Here is a 16,252-nt window from a genome sequence, read left to right on the forward strand (position 1 = left end):
GGATTCAAGATGGCTACTGGAAAGATTATCCAGGTAATCGGCGCCGTGGTGGACGTCGAATTCCCTCAAGATACCGTACCAAAAGTATACGATGCTCTTGAGGTTCAAAACGGCGAAGCTAAGCTGGTGCTGGAAGTTCAGCAGCAGTTGGGCGGCGGCGTTGTTCGTTGTATTGCAATGGGTACTTCTGATGGCTTAAGCCGTGGTTTAAGTGTCACTGATTTAGGCCACCCAATTGAAGTTCCGGTTGGTAAAGCGACATTGGGCCGTATCATGAACGTGTTGGGTGAACCAATCGACATGAAAGGCGATATCGGTGAAGAAGAGCGTTGGGCTATTCATCGTCCGGCTCCAAGCTATGAAGAGTTATCTAACTCTCAAGAACTACTGGAAACCGGTATTAAGGTAATGGACCTGATTTGCCCATTCGCTAAGGGAGGTAAAGTTGGTCTGTTTGGTGGTGCGGGTGTAGGTAAAACCGTAAACATGATGGAGTTGATCCGTAACATTGCGATTGAGCATTCGGGTTACTCTGTATTTGCCGGTGTAGGTGAGCGTACCCGTGAAGGTAACGACTTCTACCACGAAATGACAGACTCTAACGTACTGGATAAAGTATCTCTGGTATATGGTCAGATGAACGAGCCACCAGGAAACCGTCTACGTGTTGCGTTGACTGGTCTGACAATGGCTGAAAAGTTCCGTGATGAAGGCCGCGATGTTCTGCTATTTGTTGATAACATCTATCGTTATACCTTGGCAGGTACTGAAGTATCCGCACTGCTTGGTCGTATGCCATCTGCGGTAGGTTATCAGCCAACTCTGGCGGAAGAAATGGGTGTTCTGCAAGAACGTATTACTTCTACCAAAACCGGCTCTATTACCTCCGTACAGGCTGTTTATGTACCTGCGGATGACTTAACTGACCCATCTCCGGCGACGACTTTCGCCCACTTGGACGCGACCGTAGTTTTGAGCCGTCAGATCGCTTCTTTAGGTATTTACCCTGCGGTTGATCCGTTGGATTCGACCAGTCGTCAGCTCGATCCATTGGTTGTTGGTCAAGAGCACTATAATGTTGCTCGTGGTGTTCAATCTATCCTGCAACGTTATCAAGAGCTGAAAGATATTATCGCCATCTTGGGTATGGATGAACTGTCAGAAGACGATAAGCTGGTAGTTGCGCGTGCTCGTAAGATCCAGCGCTTCCTGTCTCAGCCGTTCTTCGTTGCAGAAGTCTTTACTGGTTCACCAGGTAAGTTCGTTTCCCTGAAAGATACTATCCGTGGCTTTAAAGGTATCTTAGACGGCGACTATGACCACCTACCAGAACAGGCATTCTACATGGTAGGTACCATCGAAGAAGCTGTGGAAAAAGCGAAGAAACTTTAATACGGCTGACCGGAGGTTGACATGGCTGCAATGACTTACCATCTGAATGTTGTCAGTGCTGAAAGCCGGATGTTTGAAGGTTTGGTACAGAAAATTCAGGTGACAGGTAGTGAAGGTGAACTGGGCATTTACCCAGGACATGCTCCGCTACTGACTGCCATAAAACCTGGCATGGTACGTATTGTTAAGCAGTTCGGTGAAGAAGAGGTCATTTACCTTTCTGGTGGTATCCTTGAGGTACAACCGAGCGGCGTTATCGTACTGGCTGACACTGCGATCCGTGGTAAAGATTTGGATGAAGCTAAGGCGTTGGAATCTAAGCGTAAAGCTGAAGAACACATCCGTAATTCTCACGGTGATGTTGACTATGCTCAGGCATCAGCTGAATTGTCTAAAGCGATTGCGAAACTTCGTGTAATCGAGTTAACAAAAAAAGCGATGTAATACAGGCAGTTAAATAAAGAAGCCAGTTGGTGAAAGCTAACTGGCTTTTTTGTATTGCGAAATATGTAGTAATTTATCTCGCAAACAGGTTTACTTTTTTTATCTTAAATTGGAGCTATCAGGTTTCTTATGTCTAACAGTGCAAAAAGTGTTGTGATCCTTGCCGCGGGTAAAGGAACCCGCATGTACTCTGATCTCCCTAAAGTTCTGCACTTGCTGGCTGGTAAACCTATGGTTCAGCATGTAATTGATACTGCAATGGCATTGGGCGCCAAAAATGTTCACCTAGTTTATGGACATGGTGGTGACCTGATGAAGCAACCCCTTTCTGATCAGACACTGAATTGGGTATTACAAGCAGAGCAATTAGGGACTGGCCATGCAATGCAGCAGGCAGCACCACATTTCGCTGATGATGAAGATATTTTAATATTATATGGCGACGTACCTCTTATTGGGGTGGATACCCTTGAACGCTTACTAGCGGTTAAACCTGAGGGTGGTATAGGTTTATTGACAGCAATTTTGGATAATCCAACGGGTTATGGCCGTATTATTCGTGAAAACGGAGAAGTAACTGGTATTATTGAGCAGAAAGACGCGACTGAAGAACAACGTAAAATCAGTGAAATAAACACAGGAATTCTGGTTGCTAATGGTGGTGATTTAAAACGTTGGTTGTCCCAATTAGATAACAACAATGTTCAGGGTGAATATTACCTGACTGATGTGATTGCGCTAGCTTATAAAGAAGGCAGAAAAATTGAAGCGGTGCACCCAACTCGCTTGAGTGAAATGGAAGGTGTAAATAACCGCCTTCAACTTTCTGCTCTTGAGCGTATTTATCAATCTGAGCAAGCGGAACAATTATTACTAGCGGGTGTTATGTTGTTGGATCCTGCTCGTTTTGATTTACGTGGCACACTAATTCATGGCCGTGATGTGGTTATTGATACTAATGTCATTATTGAGGGTAATGTAACCCTTGGTAATAACGTACAGATTGGTACCGGTTGTGTGTTGAAGAATTGCATCATTGGTGATGATTCTATTATTAGCCCCTATACAATAGTTGAAGATTCTGAAATGGAGATGGGTTGTACTGTTGGGCCTTTTGCACGTTTGCGTCCCGGTTCTAAACTCGCTGAAAAAGCCCATGTAGGGAATTTCGTTGAGATGAAGAAATCTTATCTGGGTAAAGGTTCTAAAGCTGGACATTTGACTTATCTTGGCGACGCAGACATTGGTCGTAATGTAAATATTGGTGCAGGTACTATTACCTGTAACTATGACGGTGCTAATAAATTTAAAACCATTATTGGTGACGATGTTTTTGTTGGTTCTGATACTCAGCTTGTTGCTCCGGTGACTGTTGCTAAAGGCGCTACAATCGGAGCAGGAACAACAGTGACAAAAAACATAGCTGAAAATGAACTGGTAGTAAGTAGAACTAAACAAACGCATATTCAGGGGTGGAAACGCCCTGTGAAGGAAAAAAAAATAAAATAATAATCCCCACTCTACAGGCTCGGGGACCGGAAAAACCGGAAAACAATCAGGCTCTTGACATATAAAGGGCTTTCATCAGCCCTATTTTTAGGAATAAAACTGATGTGTGGAATTGTTGGTGCAGTAGCACAACGAGATATTGCAGAAATCCTGATTGAAGGATTGCGTCGTTTGGAATACCGTGGTTACGACTCCGCCGGCTTGGTGGTTGTTGATAACGAAAAAAATATGCTCCGTCTGCGAGAAGTCGGCAAGGTACAAGTACTTGCTGATAAAGTTGATAAGCAGCCGGTCCTTGGTGGGACAGGTATTGCTCATACCCGCTGGGCTACACACGGTGAACCAAACGAGAAAAATGCTCACCCGCATGTATCTGATTATATTGCCGTTGTTCACAATGGTATTATTGAAAACTATGAAGAGTTGCGAGTTCAATTAATTGAACTCGGTTATCAATTTATCTCGGATACTGATACAGAAGTTATTGCCCACCTTGTTCATTGGGAACAAAAACAGGGTGGTACTTTGTTAGAAGCTATTCAACGAGTTATTCCTCGGCTGCGAGGTGCCTATGGCGCAGTCATCATGGATAGCCGTGATCCTGGAACAATAATTGCTGCAAGATCGGGTAGTCCTTTGGTTATAGGCTTGGGTGTTGGAGAAAACTTTCTGGCGTCTGATCAGTTGGCGCTATTGCCTGTTACTCGTCGTTTTATCTTCCTTGAGGAAGGGGATATTGCTGAAGTAACTCGTCGTACTGTGCGCATTTTCAATGCTCAGGGCGAACCGGTTGAACGGGAACAGATAGAATCCAATGTCCAGTATGATGCTGGTGACAAAGGTGTCTACCGTCATTACATGCAAAAAGAGATCTATGAACAGCCAATGGCGATTAAAAGCACTCTGGAAAGACGCTTGAGTCATGGGCAGGTAGATCTATCTGAACTTGGTCCTAACGCAGCTAAATTATTAGCTCAAGTAGAGCATATTCAGATAGTTGCTTGTGGTACATCCTATAATGCAGGTATGGTTTCCCGTTATTGGTTTGAAGCATTGGCAGGTATTCCTTGTGATGTGGAAATTGCTTCTGAATTCCGTTACCGCAAATCAGCACGCCGTTCAGGAAGCTTACTGATCACCTTGTCTCAATCGGGTGAAACCGCAGATACATTAGCAGCGCTGCGTTTATCCAAAGAACTTTGCTATCTCACATCATTGACAGTCTGTAACGTAGCGGGTTCTTCTTTAGTACGTGAGTCTGATTTTGCTCTGATGACCAAAGCCGGTGCAGAAATTGGTGTTGCTTCAACTAAGGCGTTTACAACTCAGCTGACAGTATTGCTGATGCTGGTGGCTTACCTTGGACGTTTGAAAGGTGTTGATGCAGAGCAGGAGCAAGAAATTGTTCATGCATTACATGCACTGCCAAGCCGTATCGAAAGCATGTTATCGAAAGATAAAATTATTGAAGCGCTGGCGGAAGATTTTTCTGATAAACACCACGCTTTGTTCCTTGGCCGTGGTGATCAATATCCGATTGCGGTTGAAGGCGCTCTGAAATTAAAAGAGATTTCTTATATTCATGCTGAGGCTTATGCTGCTGGTGAATTAAAACATGGTCCACTGGCACTGATTGATGCAGATATGCCGGTTATCATTGTAGCTCCGAACAATGAACTGCTAGAAAAACTGAAATCTAATATCGAAGAAGTACGTGCCCGTGGTGGATTGCTATATGTGTTTGCTGATCAGGACGCGGGTTTTACCGATAGTGAAGGAATGAAGATTATTCCGTTGCCGCATGTTGAAGAGCTGATTGCACCAATATTTTATACTGTGCCTCTGCAACTGCTTTCCTATCATGTTGCTCTGATTAAAGGAACTGACGTTGATCAGCCTCGTAATTTGGCTAAATCAGTGACCGTAGAATAATCGTTTTATAATAAGAAGTTGAAATAAGCCTCTGTACATTAAAATACAGAGGCTTTTTTTTGAACTGAGAAAATTTATCATTATTTTCTTGCCGATAAAAATAAATTACGATATTGTAATGTTATATTATTACATTGTGGCGAAATTATGAAACCAGATATCCATCCAAACTACCGGGTAGTTGTATTTCACGATACCAGTGCTAATGCTTATTTCACAATTGGCTCCACGATTCGTACAGAACGGACAATTACCTTGAATGGGGAGGAGTATCCATATGTCACTGTTGATGTGTCATCGGAATCACACCCTTTCTATACGGGTAAGCAGAAAATTTTATCTCAGGAAGGCAGTACTGCGCGATTCCAGAAAAAATTCGGGCGTTTTATTGGTAATAAATAATATTGAGAGATTATAAAAATGCAGGTGTTAAGTTCACTTAAAACAGCAAAAACTCGCCACCCGGATTGCAAAATCGTAAGTCGTCGTGGTCGATTATATGTTATTTGTAAATCTAATCCACGTTTTAAGGCGGTTCAAGGGAAGAAAAAGAAACGCTGATGCTCAATTGCTAATGGTAGAACTCGCAGCTTATAACTGCGGGTTTATTGTCCATATTTAATTTTACTTCTGATTATCTTGAAAATAACTGACCTAAACTTTGTTTGGGAATGAAGTTAGAGTAATTAAGTTTAAGATAAATTAAATTTATATTTTATGCAAAATGAAACCTCATTAGTGCTTGTTGTATGGCATAAAATTAAACCTTCAATTAGTTATTTTTACTACAAATTTATCCTGAAAAATAGTTCATAATTTACTCTTATCAACACATTTTTTCATAAACCACAGTTCTGGTTATTTATTAACACCTGAATATAACCAATCTTCGCCATATATCCCCCTACTTAGAACCAATACGAGACTATTCTGTCGGAAATGTCACGGATTAGTGAGTTTTTAAAAATCTTGGTTTGATAGAAACGGTGAATTTGGCTCAGGGAGCAGTACCGAATAGCCGAAAAGTGAATGGCAAAGTTCTGACTGAAGATATCAATATTACGTCTCAGGATATTTTTCATGGGCAGGCAGTTTATTTGGGTGATAAGGCAAATTTGGATAACTACAAAATGCCAGGGATTTATTACCAAGATTACAATATTTATGCCCAAAATGGTGCTAACTACCCTGAATCGCTTGCTGGTTCACTTGTCGTTTTACAGGCTGCTGGGATCATTCAGCGTTATTTTGTTTATAACAGTAGTCGAATATATACACGCAGCCAATATCACAATTTATCCTGGACACCTTGGGCCCAAGAATATAATACGCTAAATAAACCCACTATGTCGGATATTCTGAGTGAACCACGCTACACCACTACGATTGATCTTACTGGCCTAAGTACTGACCGCTATTATCCGGTTTGGTGGGATTTCCCACCTAATGTTGGAGCGAATTCTTGGTTAACTCTTCATAGGCCCTATCCATATGATGCAGAAAAAAAACCATTCGGTGAAGGTGTGACACATGTTGCTGGATTACTTGCACAAATAGAGGGGGGAGAGCATCGGTGGGGTGGTGATGCACAATATTTAAATATTAAACGCATAAATCAAACCTATCGTAAAACAATAAAAGCGATCCGCTACGCCATGATAAGCATCGCTAGACCCGTTGATGGTAAATATCCTATCTATGGTGATGTTAAATCTGGTGATGTTGTAGATTGTTACGTTTATAGTGGTTGTTATTTACGTGGTGGTTTAACCTATTTTACGACCAGTAATTTCCAACCAATTCATTATTCACGTGAAGAAGGAGAGGTTGAAATATATCAGTGGTCAAATGCAGATCTTAAGCGTGAAATGAAGTGGATGGTGAAATCGTTAGCTATTAACGATCCATTATTAGGCGAAGAATATAATGATAATACAACACCTTATTCTCTAGAATATGATTCACGTTATCAAAAGAAACCATAATGAGGATATATGATAACATTAAATAAGTTAATAGATAAAAATGGCTATGAATATGTTAATGTGCCAGCTGAACCCCATCAATTAATCTCTATGGGGTTCAGTGCTCAAGAGGCTCAATCATTATATCAGAAGGCCATTATCGAACAGAAAAATAAAGCCTATCACCGCCAACAATATTATTTATTGGAACAAGCGACAATTAAAATGGCACCATTACAAGATGCTATTGATTTAGGCATTGCTACTGATAACGAAATAACAATGTTGATGGAGTGGAAAAAATATCGCGTCGCGTTAAATCGAATGAATACCACGGCACAAGATATTGAATGGCCAGAGCAACCAGAATAAAACGAATCATTTTCATGGTGATAATTTGTTAATTTAATATTCCCATATATAAATAGCCAGATATGTTGAGTTGGCTATTTATATAATTTAAATTTTTCCATTCTATACTCTAAATAATATCGCTGATTGTATGGTCATCAATTATTATTGCAGAAAAATGATTGTTTATGATTTTATTGTCATTATTAGTGATTTTTGTGAACTACCAAGAGACATTGAGTACTACTGGTTTAATTACAACAATATGTAAATACATATTGTTCTTAAATTAATTGTAAGTTCCTTATTTCAATAATTAAAAACGTTTTCTGAAAAAGCCATTAATGAATTTAATGTAAAAAATTGTTTCAGAAATAATAAATACTTGCAAATTAGTTTATAAGCCTTAAATCTACGGCCTGAAAAACAGGCCGTTATTATTTATTCTGGTTTTTCAGGCCAATTAATATTATCTGGCGCTGATGAAATGTCAACACGACTCAGTAATACTAAATACTTCTTCCAATCTAACAACAATAACTTTTCTTTTTCTGAGGCCAATTTAATATCTACAGCATGTTGTAATAATGTAATTTTTTCATTCGCTTGTCGTAATAGTGCTACCCGCTGCTGATCTGCCTGTTTAATCTGGCTATCCTTTATAGCATATTTGTCAGTTACCCACTGTTTACCATCCCATTTATCAAAATCAGTGACAGGTTGTTTGAATGTCAGATATTCTGGTAGTTCACCTAACGAAGTAATTTCATATTGTGCTAAGGTTTGCGTGTTATAAACTATTTTTCCTCGGTAATCAGGTACAATTTGCCAACAACTTTTATCTTCGCTGCGGCAAACAGCCATACTATCAGAATCTGGAAGTTTTGGGGCATCTGGATAAGAATTGGCAGGAAGTCCCACTCCTTCCATTAAATATTCTGGTCTGGCACCAATAAATTCTCTGGAATAAGGTTCTGCATGGTAGATTATCAACCAGCCAGCCTTGGTTGCTAATCCGTTATTTCCCAATATTGCAGTTTCTGGTTCTAGGGAATATTTTTGTTTCTGTGTTGTCATTACGCTGCTCTCACTATGTAGTTAAATGCGATATTACGGGGACGTACTCTAAATGTAGATAATGAAACTGTACCAGTAGGATTTAATGGGGTCGAAAAATATTGTCCGCTCCCGAGTTCTATTTCCTCAAAATCACTAGCCATAATTTCTGATGGATAATTATTTGAAAAACGATTAATAGGAGGAGATACCAGTAGTCCTATATTTTCAGAGGTTGCATGGGTGTAAAGATTAGGTAACTTTGTTGAATTCTGATGAGATAATATCTCCCGCCCAGAATCAATACTTCTCCCATTATCCCAACCTCGAATAAACTCACCACGTAAATCAGGGAGTGTACCAGAGGGATATGCTTCCCCTAATTTAGGGTATACAGATTTGTCAAACTGCTGACCACTACAAATAAGATAACCTGCTGGTGCAGTTGACTTAGACCACGGTAGCGGAATACCAACAAGAATATCGTCCTCTGTTAATATCTTACGTTTTCCCCTGAAGTTACCACTTTCATCAAAAGCGTAAGTAGAAATACTGAATGCTTCTGAATAACCCCCATACCCGAAAGAAAGCCCGCGAGCGTGCTGAGAGCTATCAACGTCAGGATGAGCGATATGAATTGCTAATGCCCCCAGATTATCAATTCCATTGGGCCTCAAAAATCCCGAACGCCCCAAATGACGTGAATTAGGATCATCATAATAGTTTGCGGTTTTAGCTAATATATAACCTGATGTTTTTGTATTGGTATTTAACTGAATAAATCGACTGTCAGACTCTGATTTAGAATAGTGCTCATTCGCTATTGCAACATAGCCGTTCTTTCTAGGGAAGTGAACAACATTTATATTTGAGGAGTCGGGCTCACGATATCCTATTGCACAAAAAGAACTTTCTTCATGAGAAGTGGTTTCTACTAAAACATATCGGCCATCTCCCTTTGTTAGTGACAAACTGGAATAATTTCCACCTGTTTTAATATTGTGATTGCCTGATGTGAATGATTCAGCTGAGTCTTTAGGAAGAGCATTTTTCGCCAAATTCACCGTTTCCATCAAACCAAGGTTTTTAAAAACTCGCTAATCCGTGATAGTTTCTATAATAATAGTCTCATATTGGTATTAGGTAGGGTTACATATGGCAAAGATTGGCTATGTTAGGGTGTCAACAAATGACCAAAACAGTGATTTACAACGAAACGCATTGATAAGTATAAATTGTGAGCAAATTTTTGAGGATAAAATTAGCGGAAAAACATCCAACAGACCAGGTTTAAAGCGAGCTTTAAAACAACTTAAAAAAGGTGACACTCTAGTTGTTTGGAAACTGGATAGATTGGGGCGTAGCGTAAAAAATATGGTAACTTTAATTTCTGATTTAAGTGAACGTGGTATTCATTTTCAAAGCTTGACTGATAGCATTGATACCAGCACTTCTATGGGGAGATTTTTCTTTCATGTTATGAGTGCACTGGCTGAAATGGAACGGGAATTAATCGTTGAAAGAACAAATGCAGGATTAATAGCAGCTCGTGCCCAAGGGAGAATTGGTGGCAGGCCAGTGTCACTTTCATTCGTTGAACAACAACAAGCAGCAAGATTGTTAGCAAAAGGCCACACACGGAAACAGTTATCATTAATTTACAACACATCGTTATCTACAATATATAAATATTTTCCAGTAAATAAAGAAAATTGTCGATCAAATTAATATTTGCAGTGCGGCTAGTTAAACGTTTAATTTTGTATTCGTAATATCCAAGTAATTGGTTCTTAATTTATGCAAAATATATCAAGTTTATTTATCTATGCAAAAAACTTCCGCCGCACTATACATACTATAAAGGAACAACGGAATAAGTTAACAATTAGCTATTACTGGCAAGAGAACTTATTGTGTATGAAATCCACTATATCTGGAAGTTTTTGGGTAACGAATTACCATCAATGTAGGATTTACACATCTAAGTAAATTAATTTACTTACAATTGAAAAGTGTGTCAGTACCTGGAAATCACTAGGTAAACGCGACCAATAAAATTAATTTCATTAATTGCACAGTCAAAAATTACGTCGTTATCACAAACCCGGATTTTACTAACTGGGATTTTTGTGATCTTTTTAATACTATGCATCCCTTCAATATCAATTAACCATAAACCATCCTGAACATCAGGTTCTTCTGTATCCAACAAATACCAGGTGTTATTATTATCTACAATGAGAGGTTTTCTTATTTCTCTGGCAATAAGTTGAGTATCTAAAGTCACAGGGTTATCAGCGTTCAACTTTCCACCAACCAATTTAACGCGCTGTATTGTCGGAGTAATAATGTTTTTTAAAGATTCCCTTTTTTTTTTCTCCGTCAGGGAACATTTCTCCTTGTCCTGTGCTTAGCCATAACAATGAAGCATTGGTTTCAAGGTTGCACTGGATAACCCAGTCTGCTGGAAAGCTGTCCCTTAAATAACGGTTCGCCATTGTACTTTTAGACACGCCTAAATGGTCGCTCAATGCTTGACGTGATTTAAACCCATATGCACTAACAAGGCGTTCGATAGCTTGTTTTCCTCCACTATCTGCACCCATTTTTATCTCAGTTATGTTTTTTTTCATTGAAAGTACAGTTTAGTGAGTTTGCCGTCTCCACAAAGCCCTCTGATTAAGAGCTATAGTGATCCCAAATAAATTCATTAGATCCGATAAGGGATATTGCATCATAGGCATATAAATTTCAATCTATATACTTTGTGAAACTATATCATCTAAATAAAAAGAAGAAATCTTCTAAGCAATAAAATAAGAAAAATTTATTAATTACAACGAATTGTGATCGAAAAGAAACCTTTTTAATCATTAATTATTTCAGTAAAAACAATAATTAATATATTAACACTATCAAATATAGTTCCCAAAAAAGATAAAAAACCACTTTAAATTTTTCTAATCAAAGTGTACTGTTCTTATATACAGTTATGTTATGCGGAGGTAAGTTTGTCAGTGGACTTTCTTATGGAATCAGTAATAGCGCAACGTATTAATTTTATAGCTAGAATGGCAACGAGCTGTGAATGTAATCATGCTGAGGATAAAGAACTTGCTTTGGTTTGGATTGCTGAGTTGTCGACACCACTTGCAAAACAACTTATTAACTACCACGAAACGCTTGAAGAATAAATACGGTAGATAAATGTGGAAATTCTGTATGATAAATAATCTAAAGTTTCTAAGTTGATTATGATTGCATTGGAAAATGAGCTGAAAAATAGATTTTCCCTATGAATTCAGCAAATTTTGGAAAATATGATTAATTATTAAATTAGCCACTGAAAAGTGGCTTCTTGCTTCTCATTTGTACTGTTTCCTTAACAATATTGTTTCACTGGTTCTCTCCCACTATTCAGCGCACCATAACACTTTAACTTAACAATATTGACTAAATTAGAGAGGGTATACCTAATGAAAATAATTGCACAGCAGAATGATACTGTTGATGCTTTATGCTGGCGTCATTATGGTCGGACTCAAAGCATGACAGAACAGGTACTGTTAGTTAACCCAGGTTTGGCTGAATACGGTGTAATCCTGCCACATGGCACAGAAGTTGAGATGCCGGAAATTATGACAGCTACAACGAAACCTATTTTGCAACTATGGGATTAAATATATCCATACTAAGTTTATGTTTTTTAAACAGAATTATCACTCTATATCAGGAAATTAAACTTATCTATTCTTCTGGCTAGATAAATAAACAGTTGAACTCGAACGTTATACTTAATATATAGTCAAGCCACGCAAATTTGAATTTTTTGAACTATTAGAGTCAAAATAGCACAGATTACATAAAGGCCCTTCTCGATTATGGGAAGGGCTTTTTAATTTATGTTGTTACATTTTCTCTTTTCAAAAAACTTGTTTTGTCTTTCTTACAATTCCTCTTTGATGTTGGCAACTGCCATTGCTGGCATTCTTTCATACATAAATCCACAACCACCAAATGGCATTTTTCCAAACATGGATACACAACTAACAGAACTTTTGCGCTTATTGCGTAACCTGATCAGAACTGGTGTTGTTACCGAGGTAGATACCACCCGGGGAGTGTGCCGGATTGCAACAGGCAATCTCGAAACTGACTGGCGGCCTTGGTTGACAATGCGGGCAGGCAAATCCCGTACTTGGTGGGCTCCCAGCCGTGGTGAACAAGTTTTGCTGTTATCTGTTGGCGGTGAATTGACCACCTCCTTTGTATTGCCAGCTGTTTATTCTAATCAATTTCCGGAGCCATTGGCTGTTTCTGGAAAAACTGTTGATACTGCTTTTGCTGATCAATTTCCATCAGCGTTGCCTGCTTCTGCGGAAGCTGTCCATATTGTCTTTCCTGATGGAGCAATAATGGAGTATGAGCCAGCATTTAGTGCCTTAAAGGTAACAGGTATTAAGACTGCTGTAGTGCAGGCTTCAGATTCCATAACACTTGAAGCAACAAATATCTCACTCAAAGCACTTAATTCAATCAAACTTGAGGCAATCAACTCTATCGAACTGACTTCAGTCAACAAAATCGATATGAAAACACTACAAGTCGGGATAAATGCATTGGAGGTAAAAGCTGGGGCAGCCAAAGGCATCACACTGCAAACACCAGAATTTGCTGTAAAAGGAAAAACTAAGCTGGAAGGTGATGTTGAAAACACAGGTGGAAAACTCAGTTCTAACGGCGTAACCCTACATTCGCACCAGCACACCGGCGTCATGGCAGGCGGTGCGACAACAGGAGGTCCAGTATAATGATGTACCTTGGAATGAATCGACAAACTGGTCGTAGCCTGACGGATCTGGATCATGTACGCCAGTCTGTCAGCGACATCTTACTAACCCCTGTTGGTAGTCGTTTGGAACGGCGCACTTATGGCTCTCTGTTACCCGAATTAATTGACTGGCCACAGAACGCGGCTCTACGCCTGCAAATTATGGCAGCCACCTATACCGCTATTAGCCGCTGGGAACCGCGAATTAATCTGACAGCTATCACCATAAATACCCAACAAGACGGCAAAATGACAGTAGATATATCTGGTCATTATCAGCTGTCCCCTGGGGGGTTTTCTCTATCTATCCCTGTGAGGTAAAACAATGCCGACCATTGATCTAAGCCAGTTGCCGCCACCTGATGTAGTTGAGCCACTGGATTATGAAAGCCTGTTGGCTGAACGTAAAGCCAAATTAATATCCCTTTATCCTGAAGAACAACGGGATGCTATTACTCGAACATTGGAATTGGAATCCGAACCTCTGGTTAAGTTACTTGAGGAAAACGCGTACCGGGAATTGATATTGCGCCAGCGGGTTAATGAAGCTGCTCGTGCAGTAATGTTGGCCTATGCAACCAATAGAGATTTAGACCAGCTAGGAGCGAACTATAACGTTACCCGGGCAGTTATGGAGCCTGATAGTACCTTCCGTGATCGCATCCAAAGAGCCTTCGAAGGGTTAAGTGTTGCAGGGCCAATAGGTGCGTATGAATATCATGCTCTTAAGGTTAATGAAAGTATTCATGCTAATAGAAATGAATACAAAGGTGAATATCAAACTGTTTCAGATGTTTCCGTCATTAGCCCATCACCAGCCAATGTGACTGTGACTATTTTGTCGCGGAAATGGAAATGGGAAAAAGATAAACAAGACGAAGAAGATAAAGAGCACAAAGGTGTAGCTTCACAAGAGTTACTGGATAAAGTGATTGCGGCACTTAATGACGAAAACGTCAGACCAGTTGCCGATCGGGTAAAAGTGCAGTCAGCTAACATAGTGGAATATCAAATTGATGCTGTGCTTTATCTCTACCCGACACCTGAATCTGAACCTATCCGTAAATTGGCTCAACAAAATATGGATAAGTACGTGCTAGATCAACATAAATTGGGGAGAGATATTCGGTTATCTGCCATTTATGCTGCGTTGCATGTCGCAGGAGTACAGCAGGTAGAGCTGAGAGCTCCAACTAAAGACATAACTCTGTGTAAAGATCAAGCTCCTTATTGTACTGGCGCAAAACTGGAAATAGGGAAAACACAAACTGCTGATTGTTCCAAACCAAATCCAGGTTTGATAGTGGGAGGTTCTGATGAATGACCGCCTGTTACCAACAGGTTCTACGGTTTTGGAGTTGGCTGCTGCTAAGGCGTGTTCGCAATTGCAGAATATTCCAGTACCACTTCGCCAACTCTGGAATCCTGATACTTGCCCTGAGGAGTTATTACCCTATCTGGCGTGGGCGTGGTCGGTTGATCGCTGGGACGAAAAGTGGTCGGTAAGCACTAAGCGTGACGTGATAAAAAACTCGCTGTTTCTGCACAAACATAAGGGAACCATTGGTGCCGTCCGTCGTGTAGTAGAACCGCTTGGCTATCTCATTCAAATAAAGGAATGGTGGCTGAACAACGAAACACCGGGCACATTCCGGTTAGCGATAGGGGTACAGGAAAACGGGATCACCGAAGAAACTTTTTTAGAGCTGGAACGGCTAATTTCTGATGCCAAGCCTGTAAGTCGTCATTTGATAGGTTTGTCAATCAATCTGGATGTTAAAGGCGAATTTTATTGCGCTGCGACGAGTTATAGTGGAGATGACCTCACTGTTTACCAATATCTCCCTGACGTCATCACAACTAGCGACAATGCTCCCTTAGGGGCTGCAATTCATTTGATCGAGACAGATACATTGAGGGTTTCACCATGAAATACTTTGCAATTTTAACCAACCTGGGAGCGGCGAAACTGGCGAACGCCGCTGCTTTGGGGACAAAAGTCGATATTACTCACATGGCTGTTGGTGACGGTGGCGGTAAATTACCAGATCCTGACGTCAATCAGACAAAATTAGTTAATGAAAAGCGTCGTGCTGCAATTAATACATTAGGCGTTGACCCGGTAAACACCAACCAAATTATTGCCGAACAAATTATCCCTGAAAGTGAGGGTGGTTGGTGGATGCGTGAAATTGGTCTGTTTGACAGTGAAGGTAACTTGATTGCAGTAGCAAACTGCCCGGAAACCTATAAACCACAATTACAGGAAGGTTCGGGCAGAACACAAACTATCAGAATGATCTTGATTGTTAGCAATACGGATTCGGTAACGCTGAAAATCGATCCCTCTGTCGTTCTGGCAACTCGTGATTATGTAGATAGCTCTATTCAGAAACATGAAAAAAGCCGCAATCATCCAGATGCCACGCTGACAGAGAAAGGTTTTACAAAACTTAATAGTGCCATTAACAGTAGTGATGAAACTACAGCAGCAACCCCCAAAGCAGTAAAAGCAGCTTATGATAATGCTAATAGTAAATTGGCAAAAAACCAAAATGGCGCAGATATCCCAGATAAAAATGCTTTTGTGAAAAACCTTGGTTTGATGGAAACGGTGAATTTGGCGAAAAATGCTCTTCCTAAAGACTCAGCTGAATCATTCACATCAGGCAATCACAATATTAAAACAGGTGGAAATTATTCCAGTTTGTCACTAACAAAGGGAGATGGCCGATATGTTTTAGTAGAAACCACTTCTCATGAAGAAAGTTCT

Annotated in this window: 18 protein-coding genes and 1 pseudogene; 16 read left to right on the forward strand and 3 right to left on the reverse strand. The window is 40.0% G+C overall.

The window, feature by feature from the left end; genetic code table 11:
• The first annotated feature begins 9 nt into the window (after positions 1-9).
• The 8 genes from atpD to C6H66_RS26650 all read left to right on the forward strand — a co-directional run bounded on the left by atpD (position 10) and on the right by C6H66_RS26650 (position 7,613).
• Complete coding sequence (gene atpD / locus C6H66_RS06480; protein ID WP_011144453.1) at positions 10-1,392, forward strand: F0F1 ATP synthase subunit beta; 1,383 nt, start codon at positions 10-12, stop codon at positions 1,390-1,392.
• Positions 1,393-1,413: 21 nt separating this feature from the next.
• Positions 1,414-1,836, forward strand: a complete 423-nt coding sequence (locus C6H66_RS06485; protein ID WP_011144452.1) for a F0F1 ATP synthase subunit epsilon — start codon at positions 1,414-1,416, stop codon at positions 1,834-1,836.
• A gap of 129 nt (positions 1,837-1,965) precedes the next feature.
• Positions 1,966-3,345 (forward strand): bifunctional UDP-N-acetylglucosamine diphosphorylase/glucosamine-1-phosphate N-acetyltransferase GlmU, encoded by a 1,380-nt coding sequence (gene glmU, locus C6H66_RS06490; RefSeq protein WP_105395137.1) that lies wholly within the window; start codon positions 1,966-1,968, stop codon positions 3,343-3,345.
• Positions 3,346-3,447: 102 nt separating this feature from the next.
• Positions 3,448-5,277 carry a glutamine--fructose-6-phosphate transaminase (isomerizing) gene (gene glmS / locus C6H66_RS06495; RefSeq protein WP_105395138.1) on the forward strand — a complete coding sequence of 610 codons (1,830 nt, stop codon included), beginning with the start codon at positions 3,448-3,450 and terminating at the stop codon, positions 5,275-5,277.
• Between the two features lie 147 nt (positions 5,278-5,424).
• Complete coding sequence (locus tag C6H66_RS06500) at positions 5,425-5,679, forward strand: type B 50S ribosomal protein L31 (RefSeq protein ID WP_036814814.1); 255 nt, start codon at positions 5,425-5,427, stop codon at positions 5,677-5,679.
• Positions 5,680-5,697: 18 nt separating this feature from the next.
• Complete coding sequence (gene ykgO / locus C6H66_RS06505; protein WP_012776225.1) at positions 5,698-5,838, forward strand: type B 50S ribosomal protein L36; 141 nt, start codon at positions 5,698-5,700, stop codon at positions 5,836-5,838.
• Positions 5,839-6,263: 425 nt separating this feature from the next.
• Positions 6,264-7,262, forward strand: coding sequence for a pyocin knob domain-containing protein (locus C6H66_RS26645; RefSeq protein WP_246593391.1), 999 nt, complete (start codon positions 6,264-6,266; stop codon positions 7,260-7,262).
• Between the two features lie 90 nt (positions 7,263-7,352).
• Positions 7,353-7,613, forward strand: coding sequence for a tail fiber assembly protein (locus C6H66_RS26650; RefSeq protein WP_256448192.1), 261 nt, complete (start codon positions 7,353-7,355; stop codon positions 7,611-7,613).
• 420 nt (positions 7,614-8,033) lie between these two features.
• On the opposite strand, the gene C6H66_RS06520 is transcribed toward C6H66_RS26650, so the two are convergent.
• Together C6H66_RS06520 and C6H66_RS06525 are read right to left on the reverse strand one after the other, a co-directional pair.
• A complete protein-coding gene (locus tag C6H66_RS06520; RefSeq protein WP_181148258.1) occupies positions 8,034-8,669 on the reverse strand; it encodes a tail fiber assembly protein in 636 nt (211 codons plus the stop codon).
• Positions 8,669-9,712, reverse strand: coding sequence for a phage tail protein (locus tag C6H66_RS06525; RefSeq protein WP_052739508.1), 1,044 nt, complete (start codon positions 9,710-9,712; stop codon positions 8,669-8,671). Before C6H66_RS06525 ends, C6H66_RS06520 begins: the two co-directional genes overlap by 1 nt.
• Before the next feature lie 91 nt (positions 9,713-9,803).
• On the opposite strand from C6H66_RS06525, the gene C6H66_RS06530 reads away from it, so the two are divergent.
• Entirely contained in the window at positions 9,804-10,376 is a 573-nt protein-coding gene (locus tag C6H66_RS06530; protein ID WP_036783315.1) for a recombinase family protein, read from the forward strand.
• A gap of 289 nt (positions 10,377-10,665) precedes the next feature.
• Here the strand turns inward: C6H66_RS06530 and C6H66_RS27590 are convergent.
• Positions 10,666-11,281: pseudogene (locus C6H66_RS27590) on the reverse strand (phage repressor protein CI).
• Between the two features lie 396 nt (positions 11,282-11,677).
• Here C6H66_RS27590 and C6H66_RS25840 point away from each other — a divergent pair.
• The 7 genes from C6H66_RS25840 to C6H66_RS06565 form a co-directional block, all read left to right on the forward strand.
• Entirely contained in the window at positions 11,678-11,842 is a 165-nt protein-coding gene (locus tag C6H66_RS25840) for a hypothetical protein (RefSeq protein ID WP_167337845.1), read from the forward strand.
• A 282-nt stretch (positions 11,843-12,124) separates the two neighbouring features.
• Positions 12,125-12,328, forward strand: a complete 204-nt coding sequence (locus C6H66_RS06540; RefSeq protein ID WP_036783320.1) for a tail protein X — start codon at positions 12,125-12,127, stop codon at positions 12,326-12,328.
• A 354-nt stretch (positions 12,329-12,682) separates the two neighbouring features.
• A complete protein-coding gene (locus C6H66_RS06545; protein ID WP_036783343.1) occupies positions 12,683-13,459 on the forward strand; it encodes a phage baseplate assembly protein V in 777 nt (258 codons plus the stop codon).
• Positions 13,459-13,800 (forward strand): GPW/gp25 family protein, encoded by a 342-nt coding sequence (locus C6H66_RS06550; protein ID WP_036783323.1) that lies wholly within the window; start codon positions 13,459-13,461, stop codon positions 13,798-13,800. Before C6H66_RS06545 ends, C6H66_RS06550 begins: the two co-directional genes overlap by 1 nt.
• A 4-nt stretch (positions 13,801-13,804) precedes the next feature.
• Entirely contained in the window at positions 13,805-14,803 is a 999-nt protein-coding gene (locus C6H66_RS06555; RefSeq protein ID WP_046397841.1) for a baseplate assembly protein, read from the forward strand.
• Positions 14,796-15,410 (forward strand): phage tail protein I, encoded by a 615-nt coding sequence (locus tag C6H66_RS06560; protein ID WP_036783328.1) that lies wholly within the window; start codon positions 14,796-14,798, stop codon positions 15,408-15,410. The genes C6H66_RS06555 and C6H66_RS06560 overlap by 8 nt, the downstream gene beginning before the upstream one ends.
• The coding region (locus tag C6H66_RS06565; protein WP_248000624.1) for a phage tail protein at positions 15,407-16,252 on the forward strand (846 nt) is incomplete at its 3' end. The genes C6H66_RS06560 and C6H66_RS06565, both read left to right, overlap by 4 nt.

The organism is Photorhabdus hindustanensis, from assembly GCF_002968995.1.
Lineage (GTDB): Bacteria > Pseudomonadota > Gammaproteobacteria > Enterobacterales > Enterobacteriaceae > Photorhabdus > Photorhabdus akhurstii.

Coding starts and splice junctions, on each gene's coding strand:
- atpD (WP_011144453.1), top strand. CDS start 10: ATGGCTACTGGAAAGATTATCCAGGTAATCGGCGCCGTGGTGGACGTC.
- C6H66_RS06485 (WP_011144452.1), top strand. CDS start 1,414: ATGGCTGCAATGACTTACCATCTGAATGTTGTCAGTGCTGAAAGCCGG.
- glmU (WP_105395137.1), top strand. CDS start 1,966: ATGTCTAACAGTGCAAAAAGTGTTGTGATCCTTGCCGCGGGTAAAGGA.
- glmS (WP_105395138.1), top strand. CDS start 3,448: ATGTGTGGAATTGTTGGTGCAGTAGCACAACGAGATATTGCAGAAATC.
- C6H66_RS06500 (WP_036814814.1), top strand. CDS start 5,425: ATGAAACCAGATATCCATCCAAACTACCGGGTAGTTGTATTTCACGAT.
- ykgO (WP_012776225.1), top strand. CDS start 5,698: ATGCAGGTGTTAAGTTCACTTAAAACAGCAAAAACTCGCCACCCGGAT.
- C6H66_RS26650 (WP_256448192.1), top strand. CDS start 7,353: ATGGGGTTCAGTGCTCAAGAGGCTCAATCATTATATCAGAAGGCCATT.
- C6H66_RS06520 (WP_181148258.1), bottom strand. CDS start 8,669: ATGACAACACAGAAACAAAAATATTCCCTAGAACCAGAAACTGCAATA.
- C6H66_RS06530 (WP_036783315.1), top strand. CDS start 9,804: ATGGCAAAGATTGGCTATGTTAGGGTGTCAACAAATGACCAAAACAGT.
- C6H66_RS25840 (WP_167337845.1), top strand. CDS start 11,678: ATGGAATCAGTAATAGCGCAACGTATTAATTTTATAGCTAGAATGGCA.
- C6H66_RS06540 (WP_036783320.1), top strand. CDS start 12,125: ATGAAAATAATTGCACAGCAGAATGATACTGTTGATGCTTTATGCTGG.
- C6H66_RS06545 (WP_036783343.1), top strand. CDS start 12,683: ATGGATACACAACTAACAGAACTTTTGCGCTTATTGCGTAACCTGATC.
- C6H66_RS06550 (WP_036783323.1), top strand. CDS start 13,459: ATGATGTACCTTGGAATGAATCGACAAACTGGTCGTAGCCTGACGGAT.
- C6H66_RS06555 (WP_046397841.1), top strand. CDS start 13,805: ATGCCGACCATTGATCTAAGCCAGTTGCCGCCACCTGATGTAGTTGAG.
- C6H66_RS06560 (WP_036783328.1), top strand. CDS start 14,796: ATGAATGACCGCCTGTTACCAACAGGTTCTACGGTTTTGGAGTTGGCT.